The sequence below is a fragment of the Xanthobacter sp. DMC12 genome, assembly GCF_056314105.1.
Window position 1 is genome coordinate 487,129 of sequence record NZ_JBQUYZ010000004.1, and the last position, 18,747, is coordinate 505,875.

Sequence of the window (18,747 nt, forward strand, 5' to 3'; positions counted from 1 at the left end):
ATGCGAGACCTCTCTGCCCTTTCCCGGCTCGCGCCCCGCCTCAAGGGAGGCGTCGTCGCCGCCTCCCTGCTGCTCATGAACGGCTGCATGGTGGGGCCGGAATTCGAGGCGCCCGATGCTCCGCGCGTCAGCGGCTACCTCCCCGAGGGCACGCCGCGTCCCACCACTTCGGCCGACGTCCATGGCGGAAGCAGCCAGGTCTTTCTTCGGGGGCGCGATCTCCCCGGCGACTGGTGGCGGGTGTTCCGGAACAAGCAGATCGATGCCTTCGTCGCGGAGGCCATCCGCAACCATCCGGACATCGCCGCCGCCCAGGCGGCGCTGCGGGCGGCACGCGAAAATGCGCTGGCGGGGGAAGGCGCCCTGTTTCCGCAGGTGTCGGCAAACGGCAGCGCCACGCGGCAGGTCACCTCGCTGGCGAACCAGGGCGAGAGCGGAAACACCAGTCCCTACAATCTCTACAATGCCTCGGTCAGCGTCAGCTATGTGCTCGACGTGTGGGGCGGCACTCGCCGGAATGTCGAGGCTCTGGAGGCGCAGGCCGACTACCAGCGCTTCCAGCTGGAAGCGACCTATCTCAGCCTCACCGCCAATGTGGTGACGGCGGCCATCACCGACGCTTCCCTGCGCGCGCAGATCGAGGCGACCAACGACATCATCAAGTCGGAGCAGGAACAGCTCAAGCTGGTCCAGCGCCAGTTCGAGCTGGGCGCGGTGGCGCAGTCGGACGTGCTCTCCCAGCAGTCCAACCTCGCCCAGACACAGGCCACGCTTCCGCCGCTGCAGAAGCAGCTCGCCCAGCAGCGCAACCAGCTCATGGCCTATCTCGGCCGCCTCCCGAGCCAGGACCGGGGCGAGCATGTGACCCTCGCCAGCCTCACCTTGCCGCGCGATCTTCCGGTCAGCGTTCCGTCCGCTCTGGTGCGCCAGCGACCCGACATCGGCGCCGCAGAGGCCAGCCTCCACAAGGCCACCGCCACGGTCGGTGTGAATGTGGCCAACATGCTGCCGCAGGTTCAGCTCTCGGGTAGCTACGGCCGGGCCGGCCTTACCCCGGACAGCCTGTTCTCTCCCGGCACGGCGGCATGGAGCATCGCCGGCAGCGTCGCCCAGACGGTGTTCGACGGCGGGACGCTCTACCACGACAAGGAATCCGCCGTCGCGAGCAACGAGCAGGCGTTGGCGCAATACAAGAGCACGGTCATCACCGCCTTCCGCGACGTGGCGGATTCGCTTCGCGCCATCGAGGCCGATGCCAGCACGCTGAAGGCCCAACTCGCCTACGAGAAGGCAGCGCAGGAGAGCGTGAAGATCTCCCGCACCCAATATCTCGCCGGCGCGGTCACCTATCCCTCAGTGCTCACCGCCGAGCAGAATTTCCAGCAAGCGGTGGTGGCGCGTGTGAAGGCGCAGGCCGCCCGCTTCACCGATACCGCGGCGCTCTTCCAGGCATTGGGGGGCGGCTGGTGGAACCGGGTGGACCAGACCGCCCAGTCCGAGCCCCGCACCAACGCCGGCTATTTCCAGGACCACTGAGAGGGCTGCAACGCCCCTCGCGAGCGCGCCCTCAAAACGCCCCCCTGCGCCGCAGCCGCAAGAAGAGACTTCAGATGAAGAAACGAATGATCATCATGCTGGCCGCCGTCGCCCTGGTTTTCGGGGCGCTCTACGGTTTCCAGCTCTTCAAGGCGAGCATGATCAAGCAGGCGCTGGCCTCGCTGCGCGATCCGCCACAGACCGTCGCCACCACGGTGGCTGCCCTCGCGCCCTGGCAGTCCACCGTCAACGCGGTGGGCAGCGTCCGCGCCGAGGCGGGCGCCGACCTTGCGCTGGAAAGCTCCGGCACGGTTGCCAAGATCAATTTCAAGTCCGGTGACGAAGTGCGCGAGGGACAGGTCCTCCTTCAGCTACGCGACGAGCAGGAGGTGGCCAACCTCGCCGCCCTGAAGGCGACGGCGGATGTCAGCGCCATCATCCTCAACCGCGACCAGGAACAGCTGAAGATCCACGCGGTGAGCCAGGCGACCATCGACAGCGACACCGCCAACCTCAAGAAAGCGCTGGCCCAGGTGGCCGAGCAGCAGGCCGTAGTGGACAAGAAGACGCTGAAGGCGCCCTTCTCCGGCCGCCTCGGCATCCGCTCCGTGGATCTTGGCCAGTATGTGAGCGCAGGCACGACCGTGGTGACGCTCCAGTCCCTCAACCCCATCTTCATTGACTTCTACCTGCCCCAGCAGGCCCTCGCTGAAGTGAAGGCCGGGCAGACGGTGAAGGCCACGGTGGACACCTATCCCGGCCAGGCCTTCGAAGGCACGGTGACGGCCATCAGCCCCAAGGTGGACGTCACCTCTCGCAACGTGCAACTGCGCGCCGAGTTCAGGAACGACGACCACCGCCTCACTCCCGGCATGTTCGCCACGGTCGAGGTCGCTGTGGGAACACCGGACTCGTTCGTGACCGTGCCCCAGACGGCCATCACGGCCAACCCCTACGGCGACATCGTCTTCGTGGTGGAGAAGAAGGACGGGTCAGCCACGGGCCTCGGCGTGCGGCAGGTGTTTGTGAAGACGGGCGCGACGCGTGGCGACCAGATCGCCATCCTCTCGGGCATCAAGGCGGGCGACCAGATCGTCGCCGCCGGGCAAATGAAGCTGCACAACGGGTCCCTGGTCAGCGTGAACAATGCGGTGCTGCCGACGAACGACCCCGCTCCCTCCATCGTCGATCGCTGAACGGAGGCGCCCGTGTCATCCTTCACCGACATCTTCATCCGCCGGCCGGTACTGGCGATCGTGGTCAGCCTGATGATCCTGGTGCTCGGCCTGCGCGCCATGAGTTCCATGCCCATCTTGCAATATCCGCGCACGCAGAATGCCATCGTGACCGTCTCGACCACCTATCCCGGCGCCGATCCGGACGTGGTGGCGGGCTTCATCACGACGCCGCTGGAAAATGCCATCGCCCAGGCGAACGGCATCGACTACATGACCTCCACCAGCACCACCGGCACCAGCACGATCACCGCCAACCTCAGGCTCAATTACGATACCGGCAAGGCGCTCACCGAGATCAATACCAAGGTCAATTCGGTCCTTAACCAGTTGCCCTCCGGAACCCAGCAGCCGGTGTTGACGGTGAAGGTGGGACAGACCATCGATGCCATGTATATCGGCTTCCGCAGCGACGCCATCGCCGGTAACCAGATCACCGATTACCTGATCCGCGTGGTGCAGCCGAAGCTGCAGGCGGTGCAGGGGGTGCAGACGGCAGAACTGCTCGGCAGCAAGACTTTCGCCATGCGCGCCTGGCTCGATCCCATCCGCCTCGCGGCCTATGGCGTGACCGCCTCGGAGGTCTCCACCGCGCTCACCCGCAACGACTACATCGCGAGCCTCGGCAACACCAAGGGCCAGATGGTGCAGGTGAACCTCACCGCCTCCACCAGCCTGCACAATGTGGAGGAGTTCAGGAACCTCATCGTCAAGGAGGCGAACGGCGCCATCGTGCGTCTGAAGGACGTGGCCAACGTCACCCTCGGCGCCGATGATTATGAGTCCGCCACCATGTTCGACGGGCGGGAGTCCGTCTACATCGGCATCCAGATCGCCCCCACCGCCAATCTGCTTGATGTCATCAAGGGCGTGCGTGCGGTGCTGCCGGACATCGAGAGCCAGCTGCCCACTGGCCTCTCCATGGGGGTGATCTACGATTCCTCCGCCTTCGTGAATTCCTCCATCGAGGAAGTGATCCACACGCTGGTGGAGGCGCTCGCCATCGTGACCCTGGTGGTGTTCGCCTTCCTCGGCTCCTGGCGCTCGGTGCTCATTCCAGTCATCGCGATCCCGCTGTCGCTGATCGGCACCTTCCTGATGATGCTGGCCTTCGGCTTCAGCATCAATCTGCTCACGCTGCTGGCCCTCGTGCTCGCCATCGGCCTCGTGGTGGACGACGCCATCATCGTGGTGGAGAGCGTCAATCACCACATGGAAGAGGGCATGAGCGCGCGTCAGGCCGCCTTCGCCTCTGCGCGGCAGCTCGCCAATCCGATCATCGCCATGACCGTGGTGCTGATCGCGGTCTATGTGCCCATCGGGTTCCAGGGCGGGCTTACGGGTGCGCTGTTCACCGAGTTCGCCTTCACGCTGGTGGGGGCGGTGACCATCTCGGCCGTTGTGGCGCTGACGCTGACGCCGATGATGTCTGCCTACATGCTGAAGCCGGTGGACCATGCGGGCGGGGATCTCGAATCCCGCATGGTGCTGGCTGTGGACCGGGTGATGGGCAGGATCACGGCCGCCTATTCCCGCTCGCTGAGGGGCGCGCTCAATTACATGCCTGTCACCGCCGTGTTCGCCGGCCTCGTGCTTTGCAGCGTCTACTGGCTATACGGCACGGCGCAGAGCGAATTGGCGCCCGAGGAAGATCAGGGCATCATCCTCGCCCAGAGCATTTCCGCTCCCAATGCGACCCTGCAGCAGAAGCTGCTCTACAACCGGCAGACCTACGAGACCTTCGCCAAGCATCCCGAGACCGAGACGGTGTTCCAAGTGGAGAGCACCGGCACCAGCATCGCCGGCTGGGTGCTGAAGCCCTGGGATGAGCGCAAGGCGACCACCAAGACCCTTCAGCCGATGATCCAGCAGGAGCTGAACGCCATCGCCGGCCAGAAGATCGTCGCCTTCCAGACATCGCCTCTACCCGGCTCGAACGGCCTGCCCATGCAGATCGTGATCGGCACCTCGGATGGGTTCGACAAGCTCAACGAGGTGGCTGCGAAGTTCATGCAGGAGGCACTCGACACCGGCCTGTTCATCTTCCTCAACAACGATCTCAAGATAGACCAGCCGCAGGCCTCCATTGTCATCGACCGGGAGAAGACCTCGCTCCTCGGCCTCTCCATGAGCGATGTGGGGGGCGCCCTCTCCTCGCTGCTGGGGGGCGGCTATGTGAACTATTTCAGCCTGGACGGGCGCTCCTACAAGGTCATCCCGCAGGTGAAGCAGGAGGCACGGCTCAATACGGACCAGGTGCTCGACTATTACATGCGCATGAGCGACGGGACCATGATCCCGCTGTCGACGGTGGCACGCATCGAGACCAAAACCGTGCCCGAATCCCTCAACCACTTCCAGCAGGTGAATGCCGCCACCATTGCCGGCGTGGTTGCGCCCGGGGTGACCACGGGCGAAGCCATCACGGCGCTGAAGGATCTCGCCAAGCGCACCCTGCCGACGGGCTACACGCTCGATTTTGGCGGCGCCTCACGGCAATATGTGCAGGAGAGCGGCGGTTTCGTCACGACCTTCGCCTTCGCGCTGATCGTGATCTTCCTGTCGCTGGCCGCGCTGTTCAACAGCTTCCGCGACCCGGTGGTGATCCTGCTGTCGGTGCCGATGTCGCTCGCCGGGGCGCTGCTGTTCATCAGCGTCGGCATCGGCGGGGCCAGCATCAACATCTATACCCAGGTGGGCCTCACCACGCTCATGGGTCTCATCAGCAAGCATGGCATCCTGATGCTGGAGGTGGCGAACGAGCTGCAACTCGAGGGCAAGTCCAAGCGCGAGGCCATCATCGAGGCGGCGACGCTCCGCCTGCGGCCCATCCTGATGACGACGGCGGCGATGGTGCTGGGCGTCGTGCCGCTGATCTTCGCGTCCGGCGCGGGCGCGGCCTCGCGCTTCAACCTCGGCCTCGTCATCGCCACCGGCCTCGCCATCGGAACGCTGTTCACCCTCTATGTGGTGCCCACGGCTTATGTCTTGATGGGCCAGACCCACCGCCGCGAGGAAGCTGAGGGGGCCGCTGCTCCGGCCGCCGCCCAATAGGCACCGGCGGAAGCGCTCGGCTGATATCGGCCCAGCATCCCGTCGAGCCGGCGCCGGAGAATCGGCACACCCATGGAGATGGTGTCGGAGCGCTCGCCGTCCCCATCTCTATGGGCTTTCGCTATTGAGCGATGCTCTTTGCCTCCGGACAGCGCGCCGCCTGGAATGCGGCCTCCGGTGTTCGTACGGGGGCTTGATCGAGATCAGCCCTCGACCGGCGCTGGGGCGGCAGTATCGACGCCCACGGATACGACCACCAAGACCTCCGCCCGACTGGTCCCGACGCTGCGCAGATCGTGGCGCTCCTCGCCGGAGAAATAGAGGCAGTCCCCCTTTTCCATCAGCAGTTCCTCGGTGCCCAGCTTCACGGTGATGCTGCCCGAGACCACGAATACCATTTCCTCGCCCCCGTGATGCGCCCAGTGGATGGGTCGGGCCTTCTTGTCGCCGGCCATGGGAGGGTGGATCAGGAAGGGCTCCATGGCCTTCCGCGCGCGGCCGGAGGCAAGCGGCAAAAGACCCGCAACGCCGGCTTCGCCCTGCGCCACGTCCGTCGCACGCTGCAGCGTGTAGTGCGGAGCAGGGACGGCATTCAGATCGAACAGCTGCGCCACGTGGACATCAAGCGCGGACGCGAGGCGCAGCAGCGCGGCAATGGACGGCGTCTTCAACCCCCGCTCGACGAGGGAGAGATAGCCGCGCGTCAGCTCACTGAGGGATGCCAGCCGATCGAGCGTGAGCCCCCGCTCGACGCGCAGCTTCTTCAGATTCGCTCCCAGCCGATCGGACTTTGAAACGTCCAGCACACCCGTCTCCGCTTCCCGCCGCATGAAGGGGCTACAGCCCACCTTAAACGCGCTCTCAAGGGCTGATGCAATCCCGCGCCCAATGGGCGTCGGGCTGAAAAGTTATTCCCGATTGGGAATATCGGAGTGACACCTATAAATCCAGCAGTAAACACACTGACTGAGGAAATTTTACCCTCCCGCCGCCGAAAATCACGGCATGGAGCGCACTTTGGCCCGCAAAAACTCTCTTTGAGCCCTTTTCTGCCCATTTCGAGGGCGCGAGCCGAATCAGCCTCGAAAGAGGGCTATTGATTTCCAACAGTAAACTTGTTTGGATTTGCGAGTTGATTGCAACTGAGCGCGGCATGGACCCGCCAGGATCCAAAGCCGGCCCCGTCCAGCCTCCAGCCTCGCGGCTGACCCAAGACCAAGAGGCCGGCGAGCAGCACGCCCGATACGGCCAACCAGACCACAGGGGATCCACATGGCCCATCTCAACATCACCCGCCGCTCGCTGCTGGGAGCCGCTGCGGCGGGCGCAGGCATGGCCTTGCTGCCGGGCAGGCTGCGGGCCGCGCCGTCCGTGACCTTTGGCGTGGCGAGCCTCGATGTCAGCTACGCGCCCATCTATGCGGCGCTGAAAAAGGGATATTTCAGCGCCGCCGGGCTCGATGTGGAGCATCTCAACTCGCAGAGCGGTCCGCGCACCAAGCAGATGCTCTCCGCCGGCCAGATCTTCGCCGCCTGCACGGGATCGAGCGATTCCATCGCCCTCACCATGGCCGGAAAGCCCTCCGTCCTGGTTTGCTCCTTCGAGCGGCGCCCGGCGCTCGCCAACATCCTCGTCAGCAAGGCCGCCTACGACGCCGGCGTGCGCAGCGTGAAGGATCTCGCCGGCAGGAAGATCGGCGTCACCCAGCCCCAGTCGCTCACCTGGCTGCTCGGCGTCGCCATCACCGAGGCGGCGGGGCTGAAGGGCAAGGTGGATTTCCGCCCGCTGGGCGACTTCACCACCATGCTCGGGGCGGTCAAGGCTGGCTCGGTGGACGGCTGCATCGCCTCCTTCTCCATGCTCGACGCCGCTGAGGCCGAAGGATGGGGCATGCCCATCTTCCGTGCCTATGACGATGCCAACTGGAACTCCGCGTTCAAGGGCGACCTGCCTGGCGTCGGCGTCTACGTGCTCAAGGACACGCTGGAGGAGAAGCGCGCCGAGGTCCAGAAGCTGGTGGACGGCCTGGTGAAGGGCACGGACTGGGTGAAGGGCGCGTCTCCGGAGGAGATCGCCGAGTTGGTGAAGGCCGACTTCCTGCCGTCCACGCCCTTGGCCGCCTTGGTCAGTGGGGCGAAGCGGTTCAAGTCCACCTGGAACTTCGACAATACCTACACGCCCGCCGCCTATGCGGACCTCATCTCGGTGATGGGCGACGGGCGCATGTATCCTACCGCCGATCTGGCCGCGCGGGCCAAGTTCGCCGATCTCGTGGACAATTCCTTCGTCCTCAAGGCGCGGGGGAAAGCCTGATGCGCACTATGATCCGGCTCGACGGCGTCGAGAAGACCTATGCATCGCGCGGGACGCGCCACACGGCCATCGGCAACGTCTCCCTCGAAATCGCGCAGGGCGAGTTCGTGTGCATCGTCGGGCCCTCCGGATGCGGCAAGAGCACGCTTCTCAACATGATCGCCGGCTTTCAGCCGGCGACCGCCGGCGCCATCACCGTGGACGGTGCGCAGGTGATGCCCGGCACCGTACCGGCGGGCCTCGGCTACCTGTTCCAGAAGGACACGGTCCTGCCGTGGCTCACGGTGGAGCAGAACGTGGGGCTCGGCCTGCGCTTTGCGCGCCAATCCCCCGTGCGCGTCGCGGAGCGGGTCAGAAGCCTGCTCCGGCTCGCCAATCTCGAACCCTATGCGGCCTATTTTCCCTATCAAATCTCCGGCGGAATGCGGCAGCGCACGGCACTTCTCATGACGCTCGCCTGCGACCCGCGCGTCCTGCTGCTGGATGAGCCGTTCGGTGCCCTCGACAGCCACACCAAGATCAATCTCCACCGCGAGCTGCACGAGATCTGGCGGCAGCTGGGGCAGACCATTGTCATGGTCACCCATGACCTCGACGAGGCGGTGGCACTGGCCGACCGAGTGATCGTGCTCTCCGGCCCGCCGAGCCGTGTGCTGCTCGACCACCGGGTGGATATCCCCCATCCGCGCGATCCCTATGCCGTGCGCGAGACCGACGCCTTCGGGCAGCACCTCAAGGCCATCTGGTCAGTGCTGGGCCGCGAATATCAGCGCACGCCCGACGGCACTCAGGCGGTGATCGGAGCCGCAGCATGACCGACACGACGCGAAGCCTCTCGGCGCCCCTCACGCCCCCGGCCCGACGCTTCTCCCTCGGGGAGAGCACCCGCGTACGGCTCTACCAGCTCGCGCTCCTGGCCCTCATTCTCGGTCTGTGGGAAGGGCTGACCCGCGTGCCTTATTTGATGAAGAATACCTTCCTCGATCCGTTCTTCATCTCCCGGCCCTCGCTGATCGCCGAGCAACTGTGGGCCTGGACGTTCGGCGCCCAAGCGGGCTTCCTCGTGCCTCACCTCGCATCGACGCTCGCGGCGACGTTGCTCGGGCTCGCGGTGGCGGGCGTGACCGGCTTCGCGGCCGGCCTGATCCTCAGCCAGAACCCGGTGCTGGCGAAGACGCTGAACCCCTTCATCGTCTGCTTCAACTCGTTGCCGCGCATTGCCATGGTCCCGCTCATCACCATGATGTTCGGCCTCGGCCTGCTGGCTAAGGTGGTGACGGTCTGGTTCGTTGTGTTCTTCCTCATCTTCTTCAACACCTTCAAGGGCTCCCTGTCGGTGGAGAAGCACATCCTCCAGTTCTGCCAGACGCTCGGGGCCTCGCCCCGGCAGGTCCTGTGGAGCGTCAGGGTGCCCAGCGCGCTCGCCTGGACCTTCGCCGCTTTGCCCAACGCCATCTCCTTCTCTCTGGTGGGCGTGGTGATCGCCGAGTTCGTCGGCACCACGACGGGCATGGGCTACCTGATCGTGTCCTCCCTCTCGACGCTCAACGCCAACGAGATGTTCGCCGCCATCACCGTGCTGGGGCTCGTGGGCATCGCCCTCGTCTCGCTGGCCGAACGGCTGGAGCGCCGCCTGCTGCGCTGGTCGCCCCAGTTCAACGAACGCTGAAATAAAGACCTCCGGAGACCCGAAATGACAGCCGATGCCATCGATTATTACTTCTGGATCAACTCGGACTGGGCCTATTTCGGAAACCCCCGCCTGAAAGCCATGGGCGAACGCCATGGCCTGCCCATCAATTACTATCCCGTGGACATCGGCGCCGTGTACGCCCGGACCGGCGGCATCAAGCTGCCGCTGCGCTCCAAGGAGCGACGCGACTACCGCCTCCTGGAGATGCGCCGCTTCCGCGACATCCTCGGCATGCCCATCACTCTCGAGCCGAAGCACATGACGCAATCGGTGGAGATTCCCTCACGCTTTGCCATCGCCGCAATGCAGATGGACATCCCGGCGCACGATCTCGTCCACGCGATCATGACCGCGCTATGGGTGGAGGAGAAGGACATCGAGGACGCGGCGACCCTCGTCGCCATCGCGTCCGGCCTCGGCCTCGACGGCGAGGCCATCCTCGCCCGCTCGAAGACCAAGGAGGCGGCGGAACAATACTACCGCAACACGGACGAGGGCATCGCCAACGGCATGTTCGGCGCGCCCTTCTACGTCTTCCGGGGCGAAGCTTTCTGGGGGCAGGACCGGCTCGACATGCTGGATAGCACCATCGCCCGCGCGCTCGGCAAGCCGGCGGTGCTGCCGGGCCTGAAGGTGGCGTCGTGATCGGCCGCATCGGGGTCGGACCCCGCCTTTCCGCCGCCACCGTCTTCGGAGGCTTCGTCTTCGTCTCGGGCCAGGTTCCGGATGATCTGACGACCGGGGTCGAGGATCAGGCCCGCCAGGTGCTGGCCAAGATCGACGCCATCCTGGCCGCGGCCGGCACCGGCAAGGCGCGCATCCTCACCGCGAACGTCTGGTTGCCCGCCATCGGCGATTTTGCCGCCTTCAACACTGTGTGGGATGCCTGGGTGCCGCCCGGCGCGGCCCCGGCGCGGGCCTGCGTGGAAAGCAGGCTCGCCCATCCTGGCATCAAGGTGGAAATCGGCTGCATTGCAGCCCTGCCCACCACCTGACCGCTGCCCAAGACCCGATGAAGTCCAGCCGCCCGGACGACAGAAGCCGGGAGGAACGGGGGAGCGTGCGCCCCAATCTTCCACACTTCCAGCGGGGATACTCACATGGCTTTGACGGAACACGCAGTCCCGAGCGACCTGTCCTTCCCCTCCCCAGCCCTCAAGGCTTCGGAAATGCGCCAGATCGTTTGGTCATCGGTCATCGGCACCGCCGTCGAATGGTACGATTTCCTCATCTACGCGGTGGCAACGGCCCTGGTCTTCAACAAGCTGTTCTTCCCCATGCAGGACCCAGCCATCGGCACCATCGCCGCCTTCGGCACCTATGCCGTTGGCTATCTGGCGCGGCCCCTGGGCGCAGCCATCTTCGGCCATTACGGCGACAAGCTCGGCCGCAAGGCCATGCTGTCCATCACCATCATCATCATGGGGTTCGGCACCTTTGCCATCGGCCTCCTGCCGACCTACGAGCAAATAGGCATCGCGGCACCCGTTCTCCTTGTGCTGCTGCGTTTCGTGCAGGGCATCGGCATTGGCGGCGAGTGGGGTGGCGCCGTGCTGATGGTGGTGGAGAACGCGCCGAAGGAAAAGCGCGGCTTCCTCGGTTCCATGGTGCAGGTCGGCAATCCCATCGGCAATCTCGCAGCCCTGGGCGTGTTCGCTCTGGCCTCGCAGTTGCCAGAGCAGGACTTCCTGGGCTGGGCTTGGCGCATCCCCTTCCTCATCTCCATCGTGCTCATCGGCGTCGGTCTGTTCATCCGCCTCAAACTGCATGAGACGCCGGCATTCCGGCAGGTGAAGGCGAAGCAGGACGTGGCGCGCATGCCGGTGGCCGAGGTGTTCCGCGACCACAAGAAGACCTTCTTCACCGCGGTGGGCCTGAAAGTCGCGGAAATCTCCTACGCCTCCATCGCCGCGGTGTTCATCCTGTCCTACGCCACCCAGCACCTCGGCATGGCACGCTCCACCATCCTTAACGGCGTGATGCTCTCCTCCTTCGTGGCGCTGTTCTCGATCCCCATGTTCGGCTGGCTGTCGGACAAAGTCGGGCGCAGGACCATGTTCTTCCTGAGCTGCCTGTTCTGCGCCGGTTTCGCCTTTCCCATGTTCGCGCTGCTGGAAACGCGCGATCCCGTGATCGTCTCGCTCACCGTCATCGTCGCCATCTCCTTCGGGCAGATGGTCATGTTCGGGGTGGGTGCGCCGTTCTACTCGGAGCTGTTCTCGGCCCGCCTGCGCTACAGCGGCGCCTCGCTCGGCTTTCAGATCGGCGCCGCCATTTCCGGCGGCCTGACCCCGGTGGTCGCCGCCTCGCTGATGGCGTGGAGCGGCGGAGCAACCTGGCCGGTCTCGCTGTTCCTCGTCTGCACGGCGCTCGTCACCGCCATCGCCACCTGGGCCGCCCCCGAGACGGCGGGCAAGGAGCTCACCTGACCTGCTCGGATACGGAGCCGGCCGCCCGTAGCCGGCTCCCGAACCGCCACTCCAAGATCAGCATCAAGATCATTGCCAGGAGATTCCCATGATCGTTCGCGATCTCGACGTTACCTTTCCCGCGGAAGGACCCGCCAAGGGACCGCTTGCCAAAAACATCGCCTTCACCGGCGTCGTTCGCTTCCTCCACATCACCCCGCGGGCCTTCCTGCCCATGCGCTCCATGCCCGAGATCACGCTGGTCGCCGGCCTTGGCATCGAGGGCGACCGCTACATGATCGGCCGCGAGGAAGGGTTCTACTCAGACCGTCCCGAGGACGGGCGGCAGGTCACCTTGTTCGAACTGGAGACGCTGGAGGCACTGAAGCGCGACTGCGGCATCGTGCTCGGCCCGGAGGAGCACCGGCGCAACGTGACCGTGGAGGGCGTGCCGCTCAACCACCTCGTCGGCCGCCGCTTCCGCCTGGGCGAGACCGTGCTGGAAGCGACGCGCCTGTCCATCCCCTGCCGCCATATCGAGGAGATCACCGGGAAGGCCATCTTCGACCCGCTCATCAACCGCTCGGGCCTGAACTGCCGCATTCTCGCGGGCGGCGTGGTGCGGGTCGGCGACACGGTGCGGAGTCTCTAGATGGCGCCGCGTCGCATCCGAACCGTGGTCGCGGCCCGCAGCGATGCGGGCGGCGACGTGGTCTCGTTCGTACTGCAGGATCCGGAGGGTTGGGACCTGCCGCCCTTCCGCCCGGGCGCGCACCTTGACCTCTACCTGCCAGATGGACTCGTGCGGACCTATTCCCTCGTCAACGATCCCGCCGAGAAGGACAGCTACGTGATCGCGGTGAAGCACGAGCCGGCCGGGCGTGGCGGCTCCCGCTTTCTCTGCGAAAGCCTGAAGGCGGGCGACGAGATCGGCGTCGGCCTGCCACGCGGTGGCCTCTCATTGGCCCTTGAATCGCAGATCTTCATCGCAGGCGGCATCGGGGTGACGCCCTTTCTCTCGGCGTCGGCGGCGCTGCTGCGCGCGGGACGGACCGACTTCCGCCTCCATGTCATCTCACGCGGCCCGCCGCCGCTCGCCGACCGGCTGGCCCCCCTGGTGACAGCGGGCGTCGCCGAGCTTCACGACACCAGCACCGGTTGCCGCCCGGCGCTCGGCCCCCTCCTTTCCGGCGATGCCACGCAGTCGGTTTCCTGCTGCGGCCCGGAAAGCCTGATCGCCGCATTCGAGGCCGCTACCGCCGACTGGCCGGAGCACCTCGTCCATGTGGAGCGCTTCGTCCCGCCTCCGCTGGTGGCTCCCCCAGAGGCCCGGCCTTACACGCTCGTCCTCGCCCGCTCGGGTGCTGAAATCGAGATGGAGGCGGGTGCCAGCATGCTGGACACGCTGACGGCAGTCGGCATCTCCATTCCCAGTTCCTGCTGCGGCGGCATTTGCGGGCTCTGCAAGGTCGATTGGATCGAGGGCGAGCCCCTGCACCGCGACCGCGCCCTAAGCCCCGAAGAACGCCGGAGAAGTCTCCTGGCCTGCGTCGCGCTCTCGGCGAGCCCGCGCCTGGTCTTGGACTTATGATCTCGGGCAGGAGGGTGACCGACCTCCCGGCGGCGGAGCCCGGATCAGGCAACGATCTCCTACAACAATGGCCTATGGTCCTGCCTGTCCCGAAAGGCATGCCATCCACAGGTTGCGCGCGCCATCCTTGTTGACGGTGGCGCTGGTGATACCGGCGCCGACGCGGCTATGGTCCCTGCGGGAACGCGAGGACGGACTGCCGTGAATAAGCATTTCTACAACTCCTCCGAAACGCTGGTCGCCGACGCCATCGATGGCCTCGTCCTGGGATCTGGCGGCCGGCTGGCCCGGCTCGATGGCTATCCCGAGATCAAGGTCGTGCTGCGGACCGATCGGCCGGCCGACCGGGTTGCGGTCATCTCCGGCGGGGGATCGGGGCACGAGCCGGCCCATGCCGGATTCGTCGGCGAAGGGCTGCTGGATGCCGCCGTCTGCGGCGACATCTTCGCTTCGCCCACGGTGGATGCGGTGCTTGCGGCCATCCTCGCGGTGACGGGACCGGCGGGCTGCCTGCTGATCGTCAAGAACTACGGCGGCGACCGGCTCAACTTCGGCCTCGCCGCCGAGCGCGCGCGGACCCTTGGGCTGGACGTGGAGATGGTGATCGTTGGGGACGACATCGCCCTGCCGGACAATCCCCGTCCGCGCGGCATCGCCGGCACCATCTTCGTCCACAAGGCCGCGGGACACGCCGCCGCCGCCGGACTGCCGCTCGCCGAGGTGCGACGCCGGGCCGCTGACGCGGCGGGGGCGGTGAAGTCGCTCGGGGTGGCGACGAGCACCTGCAGCATTCCCGGGCGACCCTCCGAGGAACGCATGGAGGACGGGCACGCCGAACTCGGCCTCGGCATCCATGGCGAGCCGGGGCTGGAGCGCATCGTGCTGCCCGGCGCGGCACAACTTGTGGCCGACATGATCTCCCGTTTCGGAACCGACGTGCATCAGGCGCCCCAGCTCGCGCTGCTGGTCAACAATCTCGGCGGTGTCCCGGCCCTGGAACTCTCCATTGTTCTGCGCGAGGTGCTGAAGAGCCCCATCGGGGCGCGCATCGCGCTGGTTCTGGGCCCCGCGGGTGCCGTGACAGCGCTGGACATGCGTGGCTTCTCACTGTCGTTCCTTCCGCTCGACGATGTCAGGCGCGCCTGGCTGACCGCTCCGGTCGATGTGCCCGCTTGGCCAGAGGCCCGCGCGCCGGGGCCGATCGCGGTGGTTGCGCCTTCGGCCCGGCTTGCCGGGCCCGCGGCGACGCCGTCGGAGGATCCGGCGACCCGTGCCCTGCTGCGCGCCGTCAGCGCGACGCTGATCGCCGCCCAGCCGCAGCTGGATGCGCTCGACGCCCGAGTCGGCGACGGCGACACGGGTTCCACCTTCGCCGCCGCCGCCCGCAAGGTTTAGGACGATCTCGATCTCCTGCCTCTCGCCGATCCCGCCGCCCTGTGCGAGGCCATCGCAGAGCGTCTGTCGCGGGTGATGGGCGGATCGAGCGGCGTGCTGCTCTCTATCTTTGCAGCGGCCGCCGGGGTGGCCCTCAGGCAGGGCTCCGGCGTTGCCGCGGCGCTCGACGCCGGGGTCGGGCGGATGAGCCACTACGGTGGAGCGAAGCTCGGCGACCGCACCATGATCGATGCGCTCAGCCCAGCGATCGCGGCGCTGGCGGAGGGGCAAACGCTTGCGGCCGCCGCCCGTGCAGCGCGGGCCGGGGCGGACGCTACCGCAGCGATGACGGCGGCCCGTGTCGGCCGGTCCAGCTACCTGTCGGGCACCGACCTCGCCGGGGTGGTGGACCCCGGCGCGGAGGCGGTCGCCCGCGTGTTCGAGGCGCTGGCGCGGCAGGCCTGAGTGTCGGCCTCCCTAGAGGCTTCCCGGCGCTGGGAAGCTACAGTTGGTCTTGTCGGTGAGCGGCGATATCTGGTTCACGTTCTCGGAGGAGCTACTGCTCGCATTCTTCGCCGGGATCTTGACGGCTGGTCTGGACCTGCGTCCGCGAGATGAAGACGGGCATCGAGACCATGGATCTCTTCTGCTATTTCACCACGGATCCGAGTGAGCCGGTCGCTAGCATCCACCCGAAGGCAATGCCGATAATCCTCACGGAGCCGGAGGAAATCGAGATCTGGATGACCGTGCCGCGGCAGGACGCCAAGGTGTGAATCGGCACGGAAACCTTCCATGCCGATTCACACGTCCCTGTCGGCCGCGAATGCGGATACGTGCTTATCGCACAAGCGGGCAACCTCCGCGATCGAGTGGGCGAAATGCTTGATCTCCGGGGATGATCGTAAGGAGCTTGGCATAGTCGCCCGAACCCGACGACTCTGAGGGCTTCTTGACCTGCATCAGATACATGTCATGAACCATCCGGCCATCCACCCGCAACTTCCCGTTGCCGGTGAAGGCATCATTGACCGGCAACTCGCGCATCTTCTGCATGACAGGTTCCGCCGCATCGGACTTGAGGGCTTCAACGGCCTTGAGGTAATGACGAACCGCCGAATAGCTGCCCACCTGGATCATGCTGGGCAGACGCCCGCTGCGCGCCATGAACGCCTTGGCAAAAGCTCGGCTCTGATCGTTGAGATCCGGATTCCAGCCGTCCATGAACACGAGATCCTGGGCGGACTTCAAGCCCAGTGCCTGAATATCCGATGGGAATATCAGCAGGCTCGCGAGGGTCTGCCCGCCTTGTGGAACTCCGAACTCCTGCGCCTGCTTCAGGGCATTCGCGGTATCGGCTCCTGCATTTGCGAGCGCGATGACTTTGGCTTTCGACCCCTGGGCCTGAAGCAGGTACGAGGAGAAGTCCGAGGCGTTCAGCGGGTGGCGGGCGGAGCCGAGAACCTTCCCGCCGTTGGCCTTGAGCACCACTGACAGGTCTTTTTCTAGCGCCTGACCGAAGGCGTAATCCACGGTTAGAAAATACCAGGTGTCGCCCAGGAGCTTCATGCCGGCAGTGCCCATTCCCTGGGACAGGGCATAGGTGTCATAGGTCCATTGGGCGGTGGTCGGTGAGCACGATGCGCCCGTCAACTGTGCGGTCCCGCCACCGGAGACAAGCAGCACCCTCTCCTTGCGCCGGGTAATATCCTGTACCGCCAGGGCAGCTGCCGAATTGGGCACGTCGACGATCACATCGACCTGTTCCGTGTCGATCCACTTGTTGGCAATCGCAGAAGCCACGTCAGGCTTGTTCTGATGGTCCGCGAATATGACTTCGATGGGCCGGCCGGCAACCTTGCCTGCAAACTCCTCGACGGCCATGCGGACAGCCTCGACCGACCCCATCCCCGTCGATTCCGCATACGGGCCCGACATGTCGTTCAGGACCCCGATCTTTATCTTCTCGTCCGAAATCTGGGCCTGCGCCTCCAGGGGACAGAGCAGGCTTATGGCAAGTCCGGAAAGGAATAAAAGCTTCATCGTGCATCCTCCCTCTGTGTATATTATTTTTGTGAGATCAGAAGTTTACCTTATCGGCGCCCTTCGTCTGCAACATGCGGCGCGCATCCTCGGGCGTCGCAACTTCGAGACCCAGCTCGTCGAGAATGCGCCGGATCTTCAACACCTGCTCTGCGTTCGAGGCCGCCAGCCGGCCCTTGCCCGCATAGAGGCTGTCTTCAAGACCCACGCGGACATTGCCCCCGAGAATCGCACACATGGTGACAAATGGTATCTGATGGCGGCCTGCACCCAGTACGGAGAGATAGTATCCATCACCGAAAAGGCGATCGGCTGTTGCCTTCATATGCAGAAGGTTTTCCGGATCTGCGCCCATGCCGCCGAGAATTCCAAAAATACACTGGATAAATAATGGCGACTGTACAATGCCACGGTCGACGAAATGCTTCAGCGTGTACAGATGTGAGACATCGTAGCATTCGAACTCGAATTTGGTGCCGAACTCGCCCAATTTCCGCATGGCCTGCTCAATCTGAGCGAACGTGTTGGAAAGAATAAAATTCGACGTAGAAGCGAGGTAGGGCTCCTCCCAGTCGTATTTGAACTCGTCCATTTTCGCGAGTGCGCCGGAGATATTGAAGTTCATTGACCCCATATTCATGGAGGCGACCTCTGGCTGAGCCCATGTCGCTGCAGCCAGTCGCTCGTCCAGCGTCATGCCTAGGCCGCCACCCGTGGTGATGTTCAATATGGCGTCGGATTGCTGCTTGATGCGGGGCAGGAAGTCGGCAAAGAGCTCGGGAGCCGGCGAGGGCTTTCCGTTTCGCGGATCGCGCGCATGGAGGTGAATCATGGCCGCTCCGGCTTCAGCGGCGGCGATCGATTCACGCACAATGTCGTCGGGCGTGATGGGCAGATACGGAGACATGGCCGGGGTATGGATGGAGCCCGTAACCGCGCATGTGATAATAACCTTCTCACTGCGTTTCATGAAGGATCCTCTTAGCTTGGTCGCTCTGTTTCTCATGGGCGGCCATCCCTTCGTTCCTGTCACCCGGCTGGTGCCGCGATGGCCCGTCGAAGAGGAAGCTTCACCTCGACGTGAACGAAACGGCTGAAATGCCTTTCGATGCATTGCTGCGCGTCAGTAGAGGGCCATGGGCCGTGGGCCGTGGAATGTCTCATGGGACCGACCGGTTCAGGTCGGTCAATCGGACTGGCATGTCACTTTCATAGTTGAACTATCTTGCGACTGTCAAACACGTCGCGGCGCTGTGTTCCAGCACAAGCGCAACACCAACATGGACCAAGGAGTTGTCAGCTATCGAATGGACTGCAACGCCTCGTAAAAAGAAGCGCTTGCGACACGGCGCCCACGGAAAGAGGGAGAGCGCCGCATCCCGATGTCACCGTTCGGTCCTCGTCCTCATCTGCGCCCAGACCGCGATCACCTCGCCGACGAAGCCGCGGCGGAAGAGCGAGACGGCGAGCACGAAGATGACGCCCTGAATCACCAGCACC

At 65.1% G+C, this 18,747-nt stretch carries 15 protein-coding genes and 1 pseudogene; 13 read left to right on the forward strand and 3 right to left on the reverse strand.

Annotated elements, in window-relative coordinates:
- The 3 genes from ACT535_RS17765 to ACT535_RS17775 all read left to right on the forward strand — a co-directional run bounded on the left by ACT535_RS17765 (position 1) and on the right by ACT535_RS17775 (position 5,825).
- Entirely contained in the window at positions 1-1,536 is a 1,536-nt protein-coding gene (locus ACT535_RS17765) for an efflux transporter outer membrane subunit (protein ID WP_476365433.1), read from the forward strand.
- Between the two features lie 74 nt (positions 1,537-1,610).
- Complete coding sequence (locus ACT535_RS17770; RefSeq protein ID WP_476365434.1) at positions 1,611-2,732, forward strand: efflux RND transporter periplasmic adaptor subunit; 1,122 nt, start codon at positions 1,611-1,613, stop codon at positions 2,730-2,732.
- A 72-nt stretch (positions 2,733-2,804) separates the two neighbouring features.
- Positions 2,805-5,825, forward strand: coding sequence for an efflux RND transporter permease subunit (locus ACT535_RS17775; RefSeq protein ID WP_476365459.1), 3,021 nt, complete (start codon positions 2,805-2,807; stop codon positions 5,823-5,825).
- Positions 5,826-6,028: 203 nt separating this feature from the next.
- Here ACT535_RS17775 and ACT535_RS17780 read toward each other — a convergent pair whose 3' ends face one another.
- Complete coding sequence (locus ACT535_RS17780) at positions 6,029-6,631, reverse strand: cupin domain-containing protein (protein ID WP_168459285.1); 603 nt, start codon at positions 6,629-6,631, stop codon at positions 6,029-6,031.
- A gap of 466 nt (positions 6,632-7,097) precedes the next feature.
- On the opposite strand from ACT535_RS17780, the gene ACT535_RS17785 reads away from it, so the two are divergent.
- The 10 genes and pseudogenes from ACT535_RS17785 (at position 7,098) to ACT535_RS17830 (ending at position 15,980) form a co-directional block, all read left to right on the forward strand.
- Positions 7,098-8,138, forward strand: coding sequence for an ABC transporter substrate-binding protein (locus tag ACT535_RS17785; protein WP_476365435.1), 1,041 nt, complete (start codon positions 7,098-7,100; stop codon positions 8,136-8,138).
- Positions 8,138-8,953 (forward strand): ABC transporter ATP-binding protein, encoded by an 816-nt coding sequence (locus ACT535_RS17790; RefSeq protein WP_476365436.1) that lies wholly within the window; start codon positions 8,138-8,140, stop codon positions 8,951-8,953. The genes ACT535_RS17785 and ACT535_RS17790 overlap by 1 nt, the downstream gene beginning before the upstream one ends.
- Positions 8,950-9,807 carry an ABC transporter permease gene (locus ACT535_RS17795; protein WP_476365437.1) on the forward strand — a complete coding sequence of 286 codons (858 nt, stop codon included), beginning with the start codon at positions 8,950-8,952 and terminating at the stop codon, positions 9,805-9,807. Before ACT535_RS17790 ends, ACT535_RS17795 begins: the two co-directional genes overlap by 4 nt.
- 24 nt (positions 9,808-9,831) lie before the next feature.
- A complete protein-coding gene (locus ACT535_RS17800; RefSeq protein WP_476365438.1) occupies positions 9,832-10,476 on the forward strand; it encodes a DsbA family protein in 645 nt (214 codons plus the stop codon).
- Positions 10,473-10,826: a RidA family protein gene (locus ACT535_RS17805; RefSeq protein WP_476365439.1), complete on the forward strand. Its 354-nt coding sequence runs from the start codon at positions 10,473-10,475 to the stop codon at positions 10,824-10,826. The genes ACT535_RS17800 and ACT535_RS17805 overlap by 4 nt, the downstream gene beginning before the upstream one ends.
- Before the next feature lie 105 nt (positions 10,827-10,931).
- Positions 10,932-12,260, forward strand: coding sequence for an MFS transporter (locus ACT535_RS17810; RefSeq protein ID WP_168459280.1), 1,329 nt, complete (start codon positions 10,932-10,934; stop codon positions 12,258-12,260).
- A 214-nt stretch (positions 12,261-12,474) separates the two neighbouring features.
- Positions 12,475-12,891, forward strand: a complete 417-nt coding sequence (locus ACT535_RS17815; protein WP_476365460.1) for an MOSC domain-containing protein — start codon at positions 12,475-12,477, stop codon at positions 12,889-12,891.
- The gene (locus ACT535_RS17820) at positions 12,892-13,830 is read left to right on the forward strand and encodes a PDR/VanB family oxidoreductase (protein WP_476365440.1); all 939 of its coding nucleotides are present in this window, start codon (positions 12,892-12,894) and stop codon (positions 13,828-13,830) included.
- Positions 13,831-13,998: 168 nt separating this feature from the next.
- A pseudogene (locus ACT535_RS17825) lies at positions 13,999-15,669 on the forward strand (dihydroxyacetone kinase subunit DhaK).
- Positions 15,670-15,818: 149 nt separating this feature from the next.
- Positions 15,819-15,980, forward strand: coding sequence for a hypothetical protein (locus ACT535_RS17830; RefSeq protein WP_476365441.1), 162 nt, complete (start codon positions 15,819-15,821; stop codon positions 15,978-15,980).
- A gap of 64 nt (positions 15,981-16,044) precedes the next feature.
- Here ACT535_RS17830 and ACT535_RS17835 read toward each other — a convergent pair whose 3' ends face one another.
- Both ACT535_RS17835 and kce read right to left on the reverse strand, forming a co-directional pair.
- Positions 16,045-17,247: an ABC transporter substrate-binding protein gene (locus ACT535_RS17835; protein WP_168462580.1), complete on the reverse strand. Its 1,203-nt coding sequence runs from the start codon at positions 17,245-17,247 to the stop codon at positions 16,045-16,047.
- Between the two features lie 37 nt (positions 17,248-17,284).
- Complete coding sequence (kce, locus tag ACT535_RS17840) at positions 17,285-18,217, reverse strand: 3,5-dioxohexanoate:acetyl-CoA acetone transferase (protein WP_476365442.1); 933 nt, start codon at positions 18,215-18,217, stop codon at positions 17,285-17,287.
- Between the last annotated feature and the right edge of the window lie 530 nt (positions 18,218-18,747).